This window comes from Citricoccus sp. SGAir0253, assembly GCF_005877055.1.
Lineage (GTDB): Bacteria > Actinomycetota > Actinomycetes > Actinomycetales > Micrococcaceae > Citricoccus.
In genome coordinates this window covers 2,364,859-2,381,571 of the sequence record NZ_CP039424.1, presented here as the reverse complement: position 1 = coordinate 2,381,571, position 16,713 = coordinate 2,364,859, and the positions used below count along the sequence as shown (strand labels likewise).

16 protein-coding genes are annotated in these 16,713 nt (G+C 74.6%); all 16 read left to right on the top strand.

Features of this window, described 5'->3' with window-relative positions:
- Positions 1–76 precede the first annotated feature (76 nt).
- The 16 genes from dxr to E7744_RS10405 all read left to right on the top strand — a co-directional run bounded on the left by dxr (position 77) and on the right by E7744_RS10405 (position 16,650).
- Positions 77–1,327, top strand: a complete 1,251-nt coding sequence (dxr, locus tag E7744_RS10480) for a 1-deoxy-D-xylulose-5-phosphate reductoisomerase (RefSeq protein ID WP_137774067.1) — start codon at positions 77–79, stop codon at positions 1,325–1,327.
- Positions 1,328–1,329: 2 nt separating this feature from the next.
- Positions 1,330–2,691 carry an RIP metalloprotease gene (locus E7744_RS10475; protein WP_137774066.1) on the top strand — a complete coding sequence of 454 codons (1,362 nt, stop codon included), beginning with the start codon at positions 1,330–1,332 and terminating at the stop codon, positions 2,689–2,691.
- Between the two features lie 37 nt (positions 2,692–2,728).
- Entirely contained in the window at positions 2,729–3,034 is a 306-nt protein-coding gene (locus E7744_RS10470; RefSeq protein ID WP_137774065.1) for a YciI family protein, read from the top strand.
- A gap of 212 nt (positions 3,035–3,246) precedes the next feature.
- Positions 3,247–4,044, top strand: a complete 798-nt coding sequence (locus tag E7744_RS10465; protein WP_246858401.1) for a hypothetical protein — start codon at positions 3,247–3,249, stop codon at positions 4,042–4,044.
- A 79-nt stretch (positions 4,045–4,123) separates the two neighbouring features.
- Complete coding sequence (ispG, locus tag E7744_RS10460) at positions 4,124–5,284, top strand: flavodoxin-dependent (E)-4-hydroxy-3-methylbut-2-enyl-diphosphate synthase (RefSeq protein WP_137774991.1); 1,161 nt, start codon at positions 4,124–4,126, stop codon at positions 5,282–5,284.
- Complete coding sequence (locus E7744_RS10455) at positions 5,238–6,161, top strand: DUF4081 domain-containing GNAT family N-acetyltransferase (protein ID WP_137774063.1); 924 nt, start codon at positions 5,238–5,240, stop codon at positions 6,159–6,161. Before ispG ends, E7744_RS10455 begins: the two co-directional genes overlap by 47 nt.
- A gap of 44 nt (positions 6,162–6,205) precedes the next feature.
- Positions 6,206–7,120, top strand: a complete 915-nt coding sequence (locus E7744_RS10450; RefSeq protein WP_137774062.1) for a hypothetical protein — start codon at positions 6,206–6,208, stop codon at positions 7,118–7,120.
- 52 nt (positions 7,121–7,172) lie between these two features.
- Positions 7,173–9,014: a proline--tRNA ligase gene (locus tag E7744_RS10445; protein ID WP_137774061.1), complete on the top strand. Its 1,842-nt coding sequence runs from the start codon at positions 7,173–7,175 to the stop codon at positions 9,012–9,014.
- Between the two features lie 60 nt (positions 9,015–9,074).
- The gene (locus E7744_RS10440; RefSeq protein ID WP_371415402.1) at positions 9,075–9,824 is read left to right on the top strand and encodes a sulfite exporter TauE/SafE family protein; all 750 of its coding nucleotides are present in this window, start codon (positions 9,075–9,077) and stop codon (positions 9,822–9,824) included.
- 81 nt (positions 9,825–9,905) lie between these two features.
- A complete protein-coding gene (rimP, locus tag E7744_RS10435) occupies positions 9,906–10,496 on the top strand; it encodes a ribosome maturation factor RimP (protein WP_137774059.1) in 591 nt (196 codons plus the stop codon).
- Positions 10,497–11,465 carry a transcription termination factor NusA gene (nusA, locus tag E7744_RS10430; protein ID WP_137774058.1) on the top strand — a complete coding sequence of 323 codons (969 nt, stop codon included), beginning with the start codon at positions 10,497–10,499 and terminating at the stop codon, positions 11,463–11,465.
- A 69-nt stretch (positions 11,466–11,534) separates the two neighbouring features.
- A complete protein-coding gene (locus E7744_RS10425) occupies positions 11,535–11,846 on the top strand; it encodes a YlxR family protein (RefSeq protein ID WP_137774057.1) in 312 nt (103 codons plus the stop codon).
- A 133-nt stretch (positions 11,847–11,979) separates the two neighbouring features.
- Positions 11,980–14,853, top strand: coding sequence for a translation initiation factor IF-2 (gene infB, locus E7744_RS10420; protein WP_137774056.1), 2,874 nt, complete (start codon positions 11,980–11,982; stop codon positions 14,851–14,853).
- Positions 14,854–14,913: 60 nt separating this feature from the next.
- Positions 14,914–15,357, top strand: a complete 444-nt coding sequence (rbfA, locus tag E7744_RS10415; RefSeq protein WP_137774055.1) for a 30S ribosome-binding factor RbfA — start codon at positions 14,914–14,916, stop codon at positions 15,355–15,357.
- Positions 15,354–16,280, top strand: a complete 927-nt coding sequence (gene truB / locus E7744_RS10410) for a tRNA pseudouridine(55) synthase TruB (RefSeq protein ID WP_137774054.1) — start codon at positions 15,354–15,356, stop codon at positions 16,278–16,280. The genes rbfA and truB overlap by 4 nt, the downstream gene beginning before the upstream one ends.
- 7 nt (positions 16,281–16,287) lie before the next feature.
- Entirely contained in the window at positions 16,288–16,650 is a 363-nt protein-coding gene (locus E7744_RS10405) for a hypothetical protein (RefSeq protein ID WP_137774053.1), read from the top strand.
- Positions 16,651–16,713: the final 63 nt, after the last annotated feature.

Sequence of the window (16,713 nt, the reverse complement as noted above, 5' to 3'; positions counted from 1 at the left end):
GGCGCCGTGCCGGAGGACGGGCCCGGACGGGGGCGGGGCGCAGGCGGCTCCCAGCCCGCGCCGTCATAATGGACCGGTGACCTCCGCCTCCACCGCCAGCGCCCCGCACGCCACCGCCCCCGCCGGCGTCCCCGGCCGCCGCCGCGTGAGCCTCATCGGCTCCACCGGCTCCATCGGGACGCAGGGCCTGGAGGTCATCGCGGCGGCGCCCGGGCGCTTCGAGGTCGCCGCGCTCGCGGGCGGTGCCAACACCGCCCTGCTGGCACGCCAGGCCGTCGCCACCGGCGCGCGGGCCGTGGGCAGCGCCACCGCCACCGTGGACGAGCTCGCCGCCGCCATCGCCGCCGCGGCCGCCGCGGCCGGCGTGCCCGCGCCCGAGCCGGTGCTGTTCTCCGGCCCCGGCGCCGCCCGGGACGTGGCCGCGTGGCCGGACGCCGACGTCGTGCTCAACGGGATCACCGGCTCCATCGGCCTGGGCCCCACGCTCGCGGCCCTCGAGGCCGGGCACCTGCTGGCGCTGGCGAACAAGGAGTCCCTCATCGTCGGCGGCGCGCTCGTCCGGGCCGCGGCCGCCCCGGGCCAGCTCGTCCCCGTGGACTCGGAGCACTCGGCGCTCGCCCAGGCCCTGCGCTCGGGCACCGCCGAGGAGGTGCGCCGGCTCGTGCTCACCGCCTCCGGGGGGCCCTTCCGGGGCCGCACCCGCGAGCAGCTTCACGCCGTCACGCCCGCCGAGGCGCTCGCCCACCCCACGTGGGACATGGGCCGGGTCGTCACCACCAACTCCGCCTCCATGGTCAACAAGGCGCTCGAGGTGATCGAGGCGCACCTGCTCTTCGACGTCCCGCTCGAGCGGATCGACGTGGTCGTCCACCCCCAGTCGGTGGTGCACTCGATGGTGGAGTTCGCGGACGGCTCCACGATCGCCCAGGCCTCGCCCCCGGACATGCGCCTGCCCATCGCCCTGGGGCTCGGCTGGCCCCATCGCGTGCCGGGCGCGGCCCCGGCCTGCGACTGGACCCGCGCCGCCACGTGGACGTTCGAGCCGCTCGACGAGGAGGCGTTCCCCGCCGTGGCCCTGGCCAAGCAGGCCGCCGCGGCCTCGCCCACCCACATGGCGGTGTTCAACGCCGCGAACGAGGAGGCCGTCGAGGCCTTCCACGCGGGGGCGATCGGCTTCCCGGGCATCGTGGACACCGTCCGCGCGGTGGTGGGGGACTACGACCCCGACCGCGTGCTCGGGGGTCGGGAGCTGTCCGTGGCGGCCCTGGGCGCCGCCGAGGACTGGGCCCGGTCCGCCGCCCGCTCCCGCTGGACGGGGGGGCGCTGACCATGGAGGTGCTCTGGTTCATCCTCGGCGTGGTGGCGGTCGCCCTGGGCATCGCCGCGTCCATCGCGCTGCACGAGGTCGGCCACCTGGTCCCGGCCAAGCTCTTCGGCGTCCGCGTGACGCAGTACATGGTCGGCTTCGGCCCCACCCTGTTCTCCCGCCGGCGCGGTGAGACGGAGTACGGCCTCAAGGCCATCCCGCTCGGCGGCTACGTCTCCATGATCGGGATGTACCCGCCCGAGCACCCCGAGGCGGGGGAGCGCCCGCGCACCTCGAGCACCGGCCTGTTCCAGCAGATGGCCCGGGACGCCCGCGAGGTGTCCGCCGGGGAGCTGCGGCCGGGGGACGAGGGGCGGATGTTCATCTCGCTGCCGGTGTGGAAGCGGATCGTCATCATGCTCGGCGGGCCCTTCATGAACCTGCTGATCGCCTTCGTCCTCACCGCCGTCCTGGTGACCACCGCCGGCGTCGCCACGCCGTCCACCACCGTCTCCGAGGTGTTCCGCTGCGTGGTGCCCGCCTCCGTGCAGCAGGAGCGGGCCGCGGCCGGACGGTCCGGGGCGGACGCGTGCGAGCCCGGGGACCCGCCGGCGCCGGCGTTCGAGGCCGGCCTGCAGCCGGGGGACACCATCACGGCGTTCGACGGCGCCCCGGTCACCGGATGGGACGAGCTGTCCGCGGCCATCCGCGACCGCGCCGGGCAGCCGACGGCGATCACGTGGGAGCGCGACGGCGCCGAGCAGTCCGGGACCATCACCCCGCGGCTGACCGAGCGGCCGGTCACGGACGGGCTCGGCCGCGTCCAGTGGGAGCCGGACGGCACCGTGCGCACCGAGCAGGTGGGCTTCGTGGGCATGGGCTCGCGCGTGGAGAACGTGCCCGCCCCGGTCACGGAGGCCTTCCCGGTCATGGGCCAGCAGCTGCGGGCCACCGCCGAGGTGGTGGTCGCGCTGCCCGTCAAGCTGTGGGACACGGCCGTCGCCGTGTTCGGGCCCGCCGAGCGCGATCCCAACGGGCCGATGTCCGTGGTCGGCGTCGGGCGCATCGCGGGGGAGGCGGCCGCGCTCGAGGACGTGGCGGTGGCGGACAAGGCGTCCCTGCTCGTGTCGCTCGTGGCCGGGGTCAACGTGGCGCTCATGGTGTTCAACCTCATCCCGTTGCTGCCGCTGGACGGCGGGCACGTGGCCGGCGCGCTCTGGGAGGCGCTGCGCCGCGGCTGGGCCCGGCTCACCGGCCGGCGGGACCCGGGGCCGTTCGACATCGCCCGGCTGCTGCCGCTCACCTACGTGGTGGGCGTCGCGCTGCTCGGCATGGGAGTGCTGCTCATCGTCGCGGACATCGTGGACCCGATCCGGCTGTTCTGACCCGGCCGGACCCCTCCGGCTGTTCTAGGGTGAGGGCATGCAGAAGATCTTCGCCGTCCAGTACACGTACGTCTCCGGGCTCGGGGACGAGCGCGACGCGCACCGCGCCGCCCACCGCGAGTTCCTCGCCTCCCTCGGCCCGGCCATGGTGGCCGCCGGCGCCTACGTGGACCAGCCCTCGGCCGCGCTGCTGCTGGTGCGCGCCGACTCGGAGGAGTCCGTCCGCGACCTGCTCGACGGCGACCCCTTCAAGCGCCACGGCCTGGTCCACTCCACCGACGTGCACGAGTGGTCGTGCGCCGTGGGGGACCTCGCCGGCGTGCTGCGCGGAGAGCGCTCCTGAGGGCCGGCCGCCGCGGGGTCCTGGCCGGCCTGGCCGGCACCGGTGCGGCCGCGCTGCTCGCCGCGTGCGCCCCCGACGCCGGCCCCGGGGCCGCCGCGGGACCGTCCGCGGGCTCCCCGGGGACCCCCTCCGGCACCGCGCCGACCGCGGGCGGCGGGGCGCCGTCGTCGCCGTCCGCCGGCGGGTCCTCCGCGACCTCCGGCCCCGCGCCGGTGGCCGAGCTGCCGGGCGGCGGGACCACGCTGTTCCCGTCCCGCCGGATGGTCGCCCTGTACGGCACGCCCGGCACCCCGGCCCTCGGCCTGCTCGGCGAGCAGGACGTCGAGGCCGCCCTGGACCGCGTGCGCGAGCTGGCCGCCCGGTACCAGCCGTTCAGCGCGGAGCCCGTCCGCCCGGCGTTCGAGATCATCGCCACGGTGGCCACGGCCGCGCCCGGCCCGGGCGGCCACTACAGCACCCCGGTGGAGCCGGGGCGGCTGCGGCGGTGGGTCGAGGCGGCGGGTGCGGCGGACACCTACGTGGTGCTGGACCTGCAGCCGGGCACGCAGGACTTCCCCAGCCAGGCCCGGACGCTCGAGGACCTGCTCGTGCTGCCGCACGTGGGGCTGGCCCTGGACCCGGAATGGCGCCTGCGGCCGGGCCAGCGGCACATGGAACAGGTGGGCCAGGTCTCGGCCGCGGAGGTCAACGAGGTCACCGGCTGGCTCGCCGAGCTCGCGGCGGAGCACCGCCTGCCGCAGAAGCTCGTCATCCTGCACCAGTTCCAGCGCCGCATGGTCCCGGACCGGCACCGCGTGGTGTCCCGGCCGGGGCTGGCGCTCCTGGTCCACGCGGACGGCCACGGCACCCCGGGGCAGAAGCAGGAGACGTGGCGGTCGCTGAAGCGGGACCTGCCGCAGGGCATGCGCCTGGGCTGGAAGAACTTCATCGACGAGGACGTCCCCACCCTCACCCCGGAGGAGACGATGACCACCGTCCGGCCCCAGCCCTGGTTCGTGTCCTACCAGTAGACTGGCGGGGAGCCGCCCCGCCGCGCGCGGGGACACCGACAGCAACCACAGGAGTCCTTCCGTGCCCGTCAGCCTTGGCATGCCCGCCGCCCCGCCGCCCGTCCTGGCCCCGCGCCGGACCACGAGGCAGATCAGCGTGGGACGCGTCGGCGTGGGATCGGACCACCCCGTGTCGGTGCAGTCCATGACCACCACGAAGACCCACGACATCGGCGCGACCCTGCAGCAGATCGCCGAGCTCACCGCCGCCGGCTGCGACATCGTCCGCGTGGCCTGCCCCACGGACAAGGACGCCGCCGCGCTGAAGGTGATCGCCCAGCAGTCCACCATCCCGGTCATCGCGGACATCCACTTCCAGCCGAAGTACGTGTTCGCGGCGATCGAGGCCGGCTGCGGCGCGGTGCGGGTGAACCCCGGCAACATCAAGCGCTTCGACGACCAGGTCAAGGAGATCGCCCAGGCCGCCTCGGAGGCCGGCACCTCGATCCGGATCGGCGTCAACGCCGGGTCCCTGGACAAGCGGCTGCTGGAGAAGTACGGCCGGGCCACGCCCGAGGCGCTCGTGGAGTCCGCGGTGTGGGAGGCCTCCCTGTTCGAGGAGCACGGCTTCCGTGACTTCAAGATCTCCGTCAAGCACAACGACCCCGTGGTGATGGCCCGGGCCTACGAGCTGCTGGCGAAGGAGGGCGACTGGCCGCTGCACCTGGGCGTGACGGAGGCCGGACCGGCCTTCCAGGGCACCATCAAGTCGGCCACCGCCTTCGGCTACCTGCTCGGCCAGGGGATCGGGGACACCATCCGCGTGTCCCTGTCCGCGCCGCCGGTCGAGGAGGTCAAGGTCGGCCTGCAGATCCTGCAGTCGCTCAACCTGCGCGAGCGCCGGCTGGACATCGTCTCCTGCCCGTCGTGCGGCCGCGCCCAGGTGGACGTGTACGCGCTGGCGGAGGAGGTGACCGAGGGCCTGAAGGACCTCACGGTGCCGCTGCGCGTGGCCGTCATGGGCTGCGTGGTCAATGGCCCGGGCGAGGCCCGCGAGGCCGACCTCGGCGTGGCCTCCGGCAACGGCAAGGGCCAGATCTTCATCAAGGGCGAGGTCGTCCGGACCGTCCCGGAGGACCAGATCGTGGAGACCCTGCTGGCGGAGGCCCGGCGCATCGCCGCCGAGTCCGGACTGGGCAGTGGGGAGGGCACCGATGGCCAGGATCCTGTCCAGGGCTCGCCCGTGGTCACCGTCAGCTGACGACCTCGTCCGCCGGGCCACCGGCGGCGCCGTCCGCATGCTCACGCCCGCGGACACCACCGCGCTGACGGCCCTGGCCGCCGCCGACCCGGTGGCGAACTGCTTCGTCGAGTCCCTGCTCGAGAACGGCCGGCACGCCGGGTCCGCGCGTGCCGGGGGATCGCTGTTCCTCGGCCTCGACGCCTCGCCCCACGGGGGTGGGACCCCCGAGCTGGAGGCCGCCTGCTGGGTGGGGGCCAACGTCGTGCCGGTCGGCGCCTCGGCGCGGGCCGGCGCCCTGTTCGGGCGGGCCCTGCTGGCCCTGCGGCGGCGCTTCGCGTCCGTGTACGGTCCGCGGACGGCCGTGCTGGCCCTGTGGGAGGAGCTCTCCCGCGGTCCCCAGCAGGCCCGGCAGGTGCGCGAGGACCAGCCGCTCATGGTCCTGGACGCGGAGCCGGCCGTGCCCGCCTCCGAGCGCGTCCGGCCCGCCCGGCCGGCGGAGTTCGCCGCCGTCCTGCCGGCCTGCGTGGCGATGTTCGAGGAGGAACTCGGCTTCTCGCCCCTGCAGAACGGGGCCGTGCAGTACCGGCTGCGCGTCGAGGACCTCATCCGCGACGGGCACTGCCTCGTGGACCTGGACGACGACGGCCGGGTCCGCTTCAAGGCCGACCTCGGCGTGGTCTCCGCCGGCTGCACCCAGATCCAGGGCGTGTGGGTGCGCCCCGACCTGCGCGGCCGCGGCCTGGCGGCGCCCGCCATGGCGGCCGTGGTCCGGTACGCGCAGGGCCTGACCCCGCACGTGAGCCTGTACGTCAACAGCTTCAACACGGCCGCGCTGCGGACCTACCGCACGGTGGGCTTCGAACAGGTCGGCACGTTCGCGACCGTCCTGCTGTAGCCGGCGGACACGGCGCCACGGGCGCGGTGACCTATGATTCAGGCATGACCCGTCGTCCCCCGCGCCCCGCCGCCCGCGCGCTGCCCGCGCTGCTCGGCACGGGCGTCCTCGCCGTGGCCCTGGCCGCCTGCGGCGGCCCCGGGGACGGCGGCCCGTCGACGACGCCGGCCGGCACCGCGTCCAGCACGCCCGCCTCCAGCACCCCCGCCTCCAGCACCCCCGCCTCCAGCACCCCCGCCTCCGGCACCTCGTCGGGCACCCCCGCGTCCGCCACGCCCGGGGGCGCGTCCCCGACCGTCGCCCCGACGGGCTCCGCCGCCGGCTCCGGCACCGCATCCCCCGGCGGGGACGCCCGGGCCGAGGCGGCCCTCGTCGCGGTCCTCGGGGACCAGGCGCAGGTCCTGCGGGGCGAGCAGTTCGAACAGATCGCCCGCAGCGCCCAGGGCCTGGCCGAGGGCATGACGGTCACCCCGGCCGAGTGCGGCCGGGCCGCCGCCGGCGGGGGGGCCGGGGACCTGCCGGAGGGCACGGACGTCGTGGGCGGCATCCGGGTCGACACCCGGGACCCCGCCGCCCCGTCCTCGGACCTGCTCAGCGTCACCACCTTCCCGGACGAGGCCGCCGCCGAACGGGCGGTGGCGAGCGCCCGGGACGACGCCGCCCGCTGCCCGGAGTACACCGTGGAGATGGACGACGGGATCACGGCGGACGCCACCGTGGCCGCCGAGGACCTCGAGGCCGAGGCGGACGAGGCGCTGGCCGTCACGGTCACCGTCGTGGTGGACATCGAGGGCGCCGAGCTGCCGGCGGGCACGGAGTCCACCACCACCACCTCGCTCTACGTCCGCGACGGCGAGCGGCTGGTCTCCTACGCCGGCTCCGTGGCCGGCGAGGAACCCGTCCCGCCCCGGGACGGCCTCGAGCTGGTCGACGCACTGCGCGCCGAGCTCGACGGCTGAGCCCCACCCTTCCCGCACACCGCAAGACCGCACCACACCGATCGGAGCCCCCGTGCCCCTGCGCATGTCCACCCTCTTCCTCCGCACCCTGCGCGACGACCCGGCCGACGCCGAGGTGGCCAGCCACCGGCTGCTCGTCCGCGCCGGCTACATCCGCCGGGCCGGCCCCGGCGCCTACACGTGGCTGCCGCTGGGCATGCGGGTCAAGGACCGCGTCGAGGCGATCGTGCGCGAGGAGATGAACGCGATCGGCGGCCAGGAGGTGCAGTTCCCCGCCCTGCTGCCGAAGGAGCCCTACGAGGCCTCCGGGCGCTGGGACGACTACGGGGACGGCATCTTCCGGGTCAAGGACCGCAAGGGCGCCGACTTCCTGCTGGCCCCCACCCACGAGGAGATGTTCACCCTCCTGGTGAAGGACCACTACTCCTCGTACAAGGACCTGCCGGCGTACCTGTACCAGATCCAGACCAAGTACCGGGACGAGGCCCGCCCGCGGGCCGGGCTGCTGCGCGTGCGCGAGTTCATCATGAAGGACTCCTACTCCTTCACCGTGGACGACGCCGGCCTGGAGCGCGCCTACGCCGACCACCGCGCGGCCTACCTGCGCATCTTCGACCGCCTCGGCCTGGAGGTCGTCCCGGTCAAGGCCACGGCCGGGGCCATGGGCGGCTCCGCCTCGGAGGAGTTCCTGCACCCCTCGCCGATCGGCGAGGACACCTTCGTGGAGTCCGACGGCGGTTTCCGCGCCAACGTCGAGGCGGTCACCACGGTGCCCCCGGCCGAGGCGGACTTCTCCGCGGCCCCGCCGGCCGAGGTCCGCGAGACCCCCGACTCCACCACGATCGCCGCGCTCGTGGACGTCTCCAACCAGCTCCTCCCGCGGGACGGCGAGCCGTGGACGGCCGCGGACACCCTGAAGTGCGTCGTGGTCACCGCCGTGCTCGACGGCGAGGAGCGCCGCCCCTTCGTCGTCGCGGTCCCGGGCGACCGCGACGTGGACCTCAAGCGCCTCGAGGCCGGGATCGGCGAGCTGCTCGAGGCCACCGGCGAGCCGGCCCTCGAGGCGGCCACCGAGGAGGACCTGCGGCGCATCCCGTCCTTCGTCAAGGGCTACATCGGCCCGGCCCGCGTGGGCGCGGACGGGGCCGCCACGCAGTTCCTGGGCCGCGAGGCCGAGTCCGGCGTGCCGTTCTTCGTGGACCCCCGGATCGCCTCCGGGACCACCTGGATCACCGGCGCCAACGAGGCCCAGCGCCACGTCTTCGGGCTCGTGGCCGGCCGCGACTTCACGTGGGACGGCACGGTCGAGGCCACCGAGGTCCGCGACGGCGACCTCGCCCCGGACGGCTCCGGCCCGCTGCGCACCCGCCGCGGGATCGAGATGGGCCACATCTTCCAGCTCGGCCGGCGCTACGCCCAGGCCCTGGACCTGAAGGTCCTGGACGAGAACGGCAAGCAGGTCGTGGTGACCATGGGCTCCTACGGCATCGGCGTCACCCGCGCCATCGCCGCGCTGGCCGAGTCCCACCACGACGACAAGGGCCTCGTCTGGCCCCGCGCCGTCACCCCGGCGGACGTGCACGTCGTGGCCACCGGCAAGGGCGAGGAGGTCTTCGCCGCCGCCGAGGAGCTCGTGGCCGGGCTCGAGCGGCGCGGGCTCACCGTGCTCTACGACGACCGCAAGAAGGTCTCCGCGGGCGTGAAGTTCTCCGACGTCGAGCTGATCGGCATCCCCACCTCCGTGGTGGTGGGCCGCGGCCTCGCCGACGGCGTGGTCGAGGTCAAGGACCGCGCCACGGGCGAGGCGCAGCAGGTCGAGGTGGCCTCGGCCGCGGACGTCATCGCCACGCTCGTGGCGGAGGGGACCACCCACCCCGCCGGGCTGCCCGACTGACCCGGACGGGGAGGGGGCGTGCTGACGGGGCTGGAGGAGATCACCGCCGCCACGGTGGTGATGGTCGTGCTGGCCGGCCTCGCCGCCGGCTGGATCGACGCCGTGGTGGGCGGGGGCGGACTGCTCCAGCTGCCCGTGCTGCTCATGGTCCCCGGCATCACGCCCGTCCAGGCGCTGGCCACCAACAAGATGGGCTCGGTGTTCGGCACCACCACGAGCACCGTCACGTACTACCGGCGCGTGCACCCGGACCTGCGCACGGCCGTGCCGATGGCGGCGGTCGCCCTGGCGGGCAGCTTCGGCGGGGCGATCGTGGCCACCCTGCTGCCCGCCGCCGTCATCAAGCCGGTGATCGTCCTGGCGCTCGTGGGCGTGGCCGCGTTCACCGCGGCCCGCCCGCGGCTCGGCCGGGACACGGGCCTGCGCTACGCGGGCCGGCGCCACCTGGCGACGGCCGTGGCCATCGGCCTGGTCATCGGCTTCTACGACGGGCTGCTGGGCCCCGGCACGGGGACCTTCCTGGTCATCGCCCTCGTGGCGGTGCTCGGCTACGACTTCCTGCAGGGCTCGGCCAAGGCCAAGATCGTGAACCTCGCCACCAACCTGGGGGCCATCGCGTTCTTCCTGCCCTCCGGGCACGTCCTGCTGGGACTCGGCCTGCTGCTCGGCGCGGCCAACATGGTCGGCGGCTACGTGGGCGCGCGGATGGCGGTGCGGCGCGGTGCCGGCTTCATCCGGGTGGTCTTCCTCGTGGTGGTCTCCGTGCTGATCCTGCGCCTCGGCCACGACGTGGTCCGCGACTGGGCCTGAGCCGCCGGCCCCGCGCGGGTGGGTACCCTGATCGGTGGGCGCGGAGCGTGCGCCCCGCCGCCGACCGGAACCGAGGACCCGATGACCGCTGAGCCACCCCCCACCCCCGACCCCGCCGCCACCGGGCCGCTCGCGGACCTGGTCGCCCCCGCGGTCGCCTCCACCGGCATGGTCCTCGAGGGGGCCACGGTCTCCGGCGAGGCCGGGCACCGGACCCTGACGGTCGTCGTCGACCGCGCCGCGGGCACCGAGGGCGTGGACCTGGACGAGGTGGCCGCCGTGGCCGAGGCGGTCTCCCAGGCCCTCGACGCCGCGGGGGACGACGTTCCCGGGCTCGGCGCCGAGCCCTACCAGCTGGAGGTCACCACCCCGGGCGTCTCCCGGCCGCTGACGCAGCCGCGCCACTGGCAGCGCAACGTCGGCCGGCTGGTCAGCGTGGCCGTCGCGGGGGAGGGCGAGGCCCGGTCCGAGCTCACGGGCCGGATCCGGGAGGCCGACGCGACCGGCGTCGTGCTCGTGCCCGTGCGCCCCGGTGCCAAGAAGGGCATGCCCGCCAAGGTCGGCGAGCCGGAGCGCCACGACTACGACCGGCTCGGCCCGGGCCGCGTGCAGGTAGAGTTGTCCAGCGGTGGCAGCGGTGCCTCCCGCGACGAACTGGACACGGAGGTCTGAGTGGACATCGACATGAGCGCCCTGCGGCTGCTGGAGAAGGAGCGCGAGATCCCGCTGGACCGACTCGTGCCGACCATCGAGCAGGCCCTGCTGGTGGCCTACCACAAGTCCCCGGGCGCGCTGCGGCAGGCCCGGGCGGAGCTGGACCGCAGCACCGGCCACGTCACGATCTGGGCCACCGAGCTCGACGAGGACGGCCAGGCCGTCGGCGAGTTCGACGACACCCCGGCGGGCTTCGGGCGCATCGCCGCCTCCACCGCCCGCCAGATCATCCTGCAGCGGCTGCGCGACGCCGAGGACGACCAGATCCTCGGCGAGTTCAAGGGCCGCGAGGGCGAGCTGATCTCCGGGCTCGTCCAGCAGGGCACCAACCCGCACATGATCCAGGTCAGCCTCGGCACCGTGGAGGCCGTGCTGCCGCCGCCGGAGCAGGTCCCGGGCGAGGACTACTCGCACGGCACCCGGCTGCGCGCCTACGTGGTGGACGTCCACCGCGGGCTCAAGGGCCCCTCGATCACCCTGTCCCGCTCCCACCCCGGGCTCGTGCGCAAGCTCTTCGAGCTCGAGGTGCCGGAGATCGCGGACGGCTCCGTGGAGATCCTGGCGCTGGCCCGCGAGGCCGGGCACCGGACCAAGATGGCCGTGCGCGCCACCCGGTCCGGCGTCAACGCCAAGGGCGCGTGCATCGGGGAGATGGGCTCGCGCGTCCGCGCCGTGATGAGCGAGCTCAACGACGAGAAGATCGACATCGTGGACTACAGCGAGGACCCGGCCACGTTCATCGCCAGCGCCCTGTCCCCGGCCCGGGTCACCTCGGTGTCCATCGTGGACGAGGCCACGCGGTCGGCGCGGGTGGTGGTCCCGCAGGACGTGCTCTCCCTCGCCATCGGCAAGGAGGGGCAGAACGCCCGCCTGGCCGCCAAGCTCACCGGCTGGCGCATCGACATCACCGGCGACGCCTCCGCCTGACCGCCCGGCCGCGGACTGGGGTAGACTAGTTCAGGTCCATTTCCCTTCCCGAGGCGGAACAGGTTCTCCATGCAGGCACACATCCCCGTGCGGACCTGCATCGGGTGCCGGCGGAGAGAGGACCACACCAAGCTGGTGCGAGTGGCGCTGGACGGAGTCCCGGGTTCCCGATCCGTGGTCCCCGATCCGCGCCGCCGCAGGCCGGGCCGAGGGGCCTGGCTCCACCCGGACCCGGCTTGCCTGCAGGCCGCCCTGAAGCGGGGCGCCTTCAACCGGGCCTTCCGGGGCCCGGTCGATGCGACCGCCCTGGACGGCCTGACCGCCGGGCATCCCGATGCCCCGGCACCGAAGACCGACGACGAAAGCGGGTCAGAGATCTGATGGAAACCCGATGAGCACCAAGCGATGAGTGCCCAACGATGAACACCAATTCGTACATCGGTCCGTCTGACGCGGCCTGAGTGGAGCTGGAGCTCCACCGGCAGGCCACGGCGCGGACCAGAACAGGAGAACCGTGGCCAAGGTCCGCGTCCATGAGCTCGCCAAGGAGCTCGGCATTTCCTCCAAGGAGGCCCTGACCAAGCTTCAGGACATGGGTGAATTCGTTCGCTCCGCCTCCTCGACCATCGAACCCCCGGTGGTCAAGAAGCTGCGTTCCGCGTATGCGGGCGCCGCCCCCAAGTCCTCCGGCAAGGCCGCCCCCGCCGCCCAGCGGCCGGCCGCCGCCCGGCCCGGGGCCACCCCGGGTCCCGCCGCGCCGACCCCCGGCCCGGCCGCGCCGAAGGCCGCCCCCGCCGCGTCCGCCCCGGCGACGCCCGGCCCGCAGAAGCCGGCCGCCGCGCCGGCAGCCCCTGCGGCCCCCGGCCCGAAGGCGCCCGCTGCGCCGGCCGGCCCCGCCGCCGTCGGCAAGCCCGCGGGCCCCGCCGCCCCCACCCCGGGACCGGCCGCGCCCCAGGCCCCCCAGGCTCCCCAGGCCCCGGAGTCGGCCGCCAAGCCGGGTGCCCCGCGTCCGGCCCAGCCGGCGCGCTCCGGCGCCCCCAAGCCGGGCGGTCCGCGTCCGGGCAACAACCCCTTCACCTCCAAGGACTCCGGCGCCCGCTCCGGCGGCCCGCGTCCCGGCGGTCCCCGCCCCGGTGGTCCGCGTCCGGGCAACAACCCGTTCGCGCCCAAGCAGGGCATGCGCTCCGGCCGACCGGAGGACCGCTCCGGAGGCCCCCGTCCGGGTGGTCCGCGCCCGGGCGGCCCGCGCCCCGGCGCCGGTGCCGGCACGGGTGCCCCCGCGGCCCCGCGCCCGGGCGGCCCGCGCCCGAGCCCGAACATGATGCCGGGCCACATCAACAAGCCGGCCCCGGCCTCGGCGCGTCCCGGGGGCGGCCGCGGCCGTCCCGGCGGCGGCCCGGGCGGTGGCGGCGGACCGGCCGGCGGCGGCCCGCGTGGCGGCCGCACCGCCCGCGGCGGCACGCAGGGCGCGTTCGGCCGCGGTGGCGGCCCGCGCGGCAAGCAGCGCAAGTCGAAGCGCGCGAAGCGCCAGGAGCTCGAGCAGCAGACGCGCGAGATCGGCGGCGTCAAGGTCCCCCGCGGCAGCGGCGAGGTCATCCGGCTGCGCCGTGGCTCGTCCCTGTCCGACCTGGCGGAGAAGATCAACGCGGACGCCGCGGCGCTCGTGAAGGTGCTCTTCCAGCTCGGCGAGATGGCCAACGCCAACCAGTCGCTGGACGAGGACACCTTCGCGGTGCTCGCGGAGGAGCTCGGCTACACGATCGAGATCGTCTCGCCCGAGGACGAGGACAAGGCCCTGCTGGAGTCCTTCGACATCGACCTCGAGGGCGAGCTGGAGGCCGAGACGGCCGAGGACCTCGAGAAGCGCCCGGCCGTCGTGACGGTCATGGGCCACGTGGACCACGGCAAGACCCGCCTGCTGGACGCCATCCGCTCCACCAAGGTGATCGAGGGCGAGGCCGGCGGCATCACCCAGCACATCGGCGCCTACCAGGTGGACTTCGAGCACGACGGCGACGAGCGCCAGCTCACCTTCATCGACACCCCGGGCCACGAGGCGTTCACCGCCATGCGTGCCCGTGGCGCCAAGGTCACGGACATCGCGGTGCTCGTGGTGGCCGCGGACGACGGCGTCATGCCGCAGACCGTCGAGGCGCTGAACCACGCCAAGGCGGCCGGCGTGCCGATCGTCGTGGCGGTCAACAAGATCGACAAGCCCGACGCCTCCCCGGACAAGATCCGCGGCCAGCTCACCGAGTACGGCCTCGTGCCCGAGGAGTACGGCGGCGACACGATGTTCGTGGACGTCTCGGCGAAGAACAACCTGCACATCGACGACCTGCTCTCGGCGATCCTGCTGACCGCGGACGCCGCGCTGGACCTGACCGCGAACCCCAACAAGGGCGCGCGCGGCGTGGCCATCGAGGCGAACCTGGACAAGGGCCGCGGTGCCGTGGTGACCGTGCTGGTGCAGTCGGGCACGCTGCGGGTCGGGGACACGATGGTGGTGGGCAACGCCCACGGCCGCGTCCGCGCCATGTTCGACGACGACGGCGAGACGGTCGTCGAGGCGCTGCCCTCGCGTCCGGTCCAGGTGCTGGGCCTGTCCTCGGTGCCGCGCGCCGGCGACACCTTCCTGGTGACCGAGGACGACCGCACCGCCCGCCAGATCGCCGAGAAGCGCGAGGCGGCCGAGCGCAACGCGATGCTCGCCAAGCGCCGCAAGCGGATCTCCCTGGAGAACTTCGACCAGGCCGTGGCCGAGGGCAAGATCGACACCCTCAACCTCATCATCAAGGGCGATGCCTCCGGTGCCGTCGAGGCCCTCGAGGACTCGCTGCTGGAGATCCAGGTCGGGGACGACGTGCAGCTGCGCGTCATCCACCGCGGCGTGGGCGCGATCACCCAGAACGACGTCAACCTGGCCACCGTGGACAACGCCATCATCATCGGCTTCAACGTCCGCCCGGCCGAGCGCGTCGCCGAGCTCGCCGACAAGGAGGGCGTGGACATGCGCTTCTACTCGGTGATCTACGACGCGATCGACGACATCGAGAACGCGCTCAAGGGCATGCTCAAGCCGGAGTACGAGGAGGTCCAGCTCGGCACCGCGGAGGTCCGCGAGGTCTTCCGGTCCTCCAAGTGGGGCAACATCGCCGGCTCGCTCGTGCGCTCCGGGATCATCCGCCGCAACGCCGCGGCCCGCCTCGTGCGGGACGGCAACGTGGTGGCGGAGAACCTCAAGATCGAGTCCCTGCGCCGGTTCAAGGACGACGCCACCGAGGTCCGCGAGGGCTACGAGTGCGGCATCGGCCTGGGCGGCTTCAACGACATCAAGGAAGGCGACATCGTCGAGACCTTCGAGATGCGGGAGAAGCCGCGCGCGTGATCGCCATGATCATCGCGCCGACGGGCAGAGAACGAGAGAGGCAAGGAAGGACGGTGTCCCATGGCTGATCCGGCACGCGCGGGCCGGCTGGCCCAGCGCATCAAGGTGCTCGTCGCCGAGGCCCTGCGCAAGCGGGTCAAGGACGATCGGGCGGAGGCCATCACGCTCACCGAGGTGCGGGTCACGAACGACCTGCAGCACGCCACCGTGTACTACACGGTGCTCGGGGACGCGGCCGCCGCGGAGGGTGCCCGGGAGGTCCTCGAGACCCACCGGGGCACCATCCGCCACGAGGTGGGGCGCCAGCTGACCATCCGGCTGGTGCCCACCCTCGAGTTCGTCGCGGACGACGTCCCCGAGGCGGCGGCCCACCTCGAGGAGGTGCTGGCCCAGGCCCGCGAGCGCGACGCCGAGCTGGCGCGCCTGCGGCAGAACGCCACCTTCGCGGGGGAGTCGGACCCGTACCGCAAGGACAAGCCCGGGGACGAGGACACCGCCCGGTGAGCCGGGAGCTGCCCGAGGGCGCTCCCGGTACCTCGGCCTCCGGCCTGGTGCTGGTGGACAAGCCGGCCGGCTGGACCTCCCACGACGTCGTCGGGAAGGTCCGCCGGCTGGCCGGCACCCGCAAGGTGGGGCACGCCGGCACTCTGGACCCCATGGCGACCGGCCTGCTGGTCGTCGGGTTCAACAAGGCCACGCGCCTGCTGACCGCCATCACCGGCTCGGACAAGACCTACCTGGCCACCGTCCGGCTCGGCCAGTCGACGGTGACCGACGACGCCGAGGGCGAGGTCGTGCAGACCCGGCTGGCGAACGCGGTGACCGAGGAGCGCGTGCGCGCGGCCATGGCCGCGCTCACGGGGGACATCCAACAGGTCCCCTCGTCGGTGTCCGCCATCAAGGTGGACGGGCGCCGGTCCTACGACCGCGTGCGCGCGGGCGAGGAGGTCGCGCTGGCGGCCCGGCCCGTGACCGTCCGGCGCTTCGAGCTCACCGGCTTCCGCCGGCTCGAGGGCGGAACGGTCGTGGACCTCGACGTCGAGGTGGACTGCTCCTCCGGGACCTACATCCGGGCCCTGGCCCGGGACCTCGGCCGGGCGCTGGACACGGGCGGCCACCTGACCGCGCTGCGGCGCACCGCGGTCGGCCCGTTCTCCGTGGCGGACGCCGTGACGGTGGAGCAGCTGGGCCGGAGGTTCACGGCCACCGAGCTCTCGGCGGCCGCCGCCGGGCTGTTCCCCGTGCGCCGGCTCACCGCCGAGGAGGCGGTGGAGCTGTCCTTCGGCCGGCGCATCGCCCCCACCGGGCGCGAGGGCACCGTCGCGGCCCAGGCCCCGGACGGCACGGTCGTCGCCCTCGTGGCCGACCGGGACGGGGTGGCCCGGGCGGAGATCGTCTTCGCCGCCGCCGGCTCGGACGGGCGGTGAGGCCGCGGTGATCCTGGACGCCTGGTTCTGGGCCGGGACCGTGGTCTGCGCGCTGTCCCTCGTGCTGTGCGTGGCGATGACCGCGCTGCGCCGCCACCCCGCGGACACCTCGATCCTCTCGATCGCCGCCGTGTGGCTGTTCGTGCTCGTCTACGGCGTCGGCGCCCTCGTGCGCAGCGCCGGGTCCGAGCCGATCGCCGGCGCCGCATGGGAGTTCTGGGGCTACGTCCTGACGGCGCTCATCGTGCCGCTGGTGGCCTTCTTCTGGGCCGTGACGGACCGCACGCGCTGGTCCAACCTGGTGATGGCGGCCGTCGGCCCCACCATCTTCGTGATGTTGCACAGGATGCAGGTGATCTGGTTTGGCTGAGAAGGCACCCGACCCCCGGGGCGCGGCCCCGCGGCGCAACCAGGGACTGGGGCGGATCCTCGT

Bases quoted from the DNA above. Each gene is read 5' to 3' on its own strand.
- E7744_RS10470 (WP_137774065.1), top strand. From the start codon at position 2,729: ATGCAGAAGATCTTCGCCGTCCAGTACACGTACGTCTCCGGGCTCGGG.
- E7744_RS10440 (WP_371415402.1), top strand. From the start codon at position 9,075: ATGGTCGTGCTGGCCGGCCTCGCCGCCGGCTGGATCGACGCCGTGGTG.
- E7744_RS10475 (WP_137774066.1), top strand. From the start codon at position 1,330: ATGGAGGTGCTCTGGTTCATCCTCGGCGTGGTGGCGGTCGCCCTGGGC.
- E7744_RS10425 (WP_137774057.1), top strand. From the start codon at position 11,535: ATGCAGGCACACATCCCCGTGCGGACCTGCATCGGGTGCCGGCGGAGA.
- rbfA (WP_137774055.1), top strand. From the start codon at position 14,914: ATGGCTGATCCGGCACGCGCGGGCCGGCTGGCCCAGCGCATCAAGGTG.
- ispG (WP_137774991.1), top strand. From the start codon at position 4,124: ATGCCCGCCGCCCCGCCGCCCGTCCTGGCCCCGCGCCGGACCACGAGG.
- E7744_RS10450 (WP_137774062.1), top strand. From the start codon at position 6,206: ATGACCCGTCGTCCCCCGCGCCCCGCCGCCCGCGCGCTGCCCGCGCTG.
- E7744_RS10455 (WP_137774063.1), top strand. From the start codon at position 5,238: ATGGCCAGGATCCTGTCCAGGGCTCGCCCGTGGTCACCGTCAGCTGAC.
- rimP (WP_137774059.1), top strand. From the start codon at position 9,906: ATGACCGCTGAGCCACCCCCCACCCCCGACCCCGCCGCCACCGGGCCG.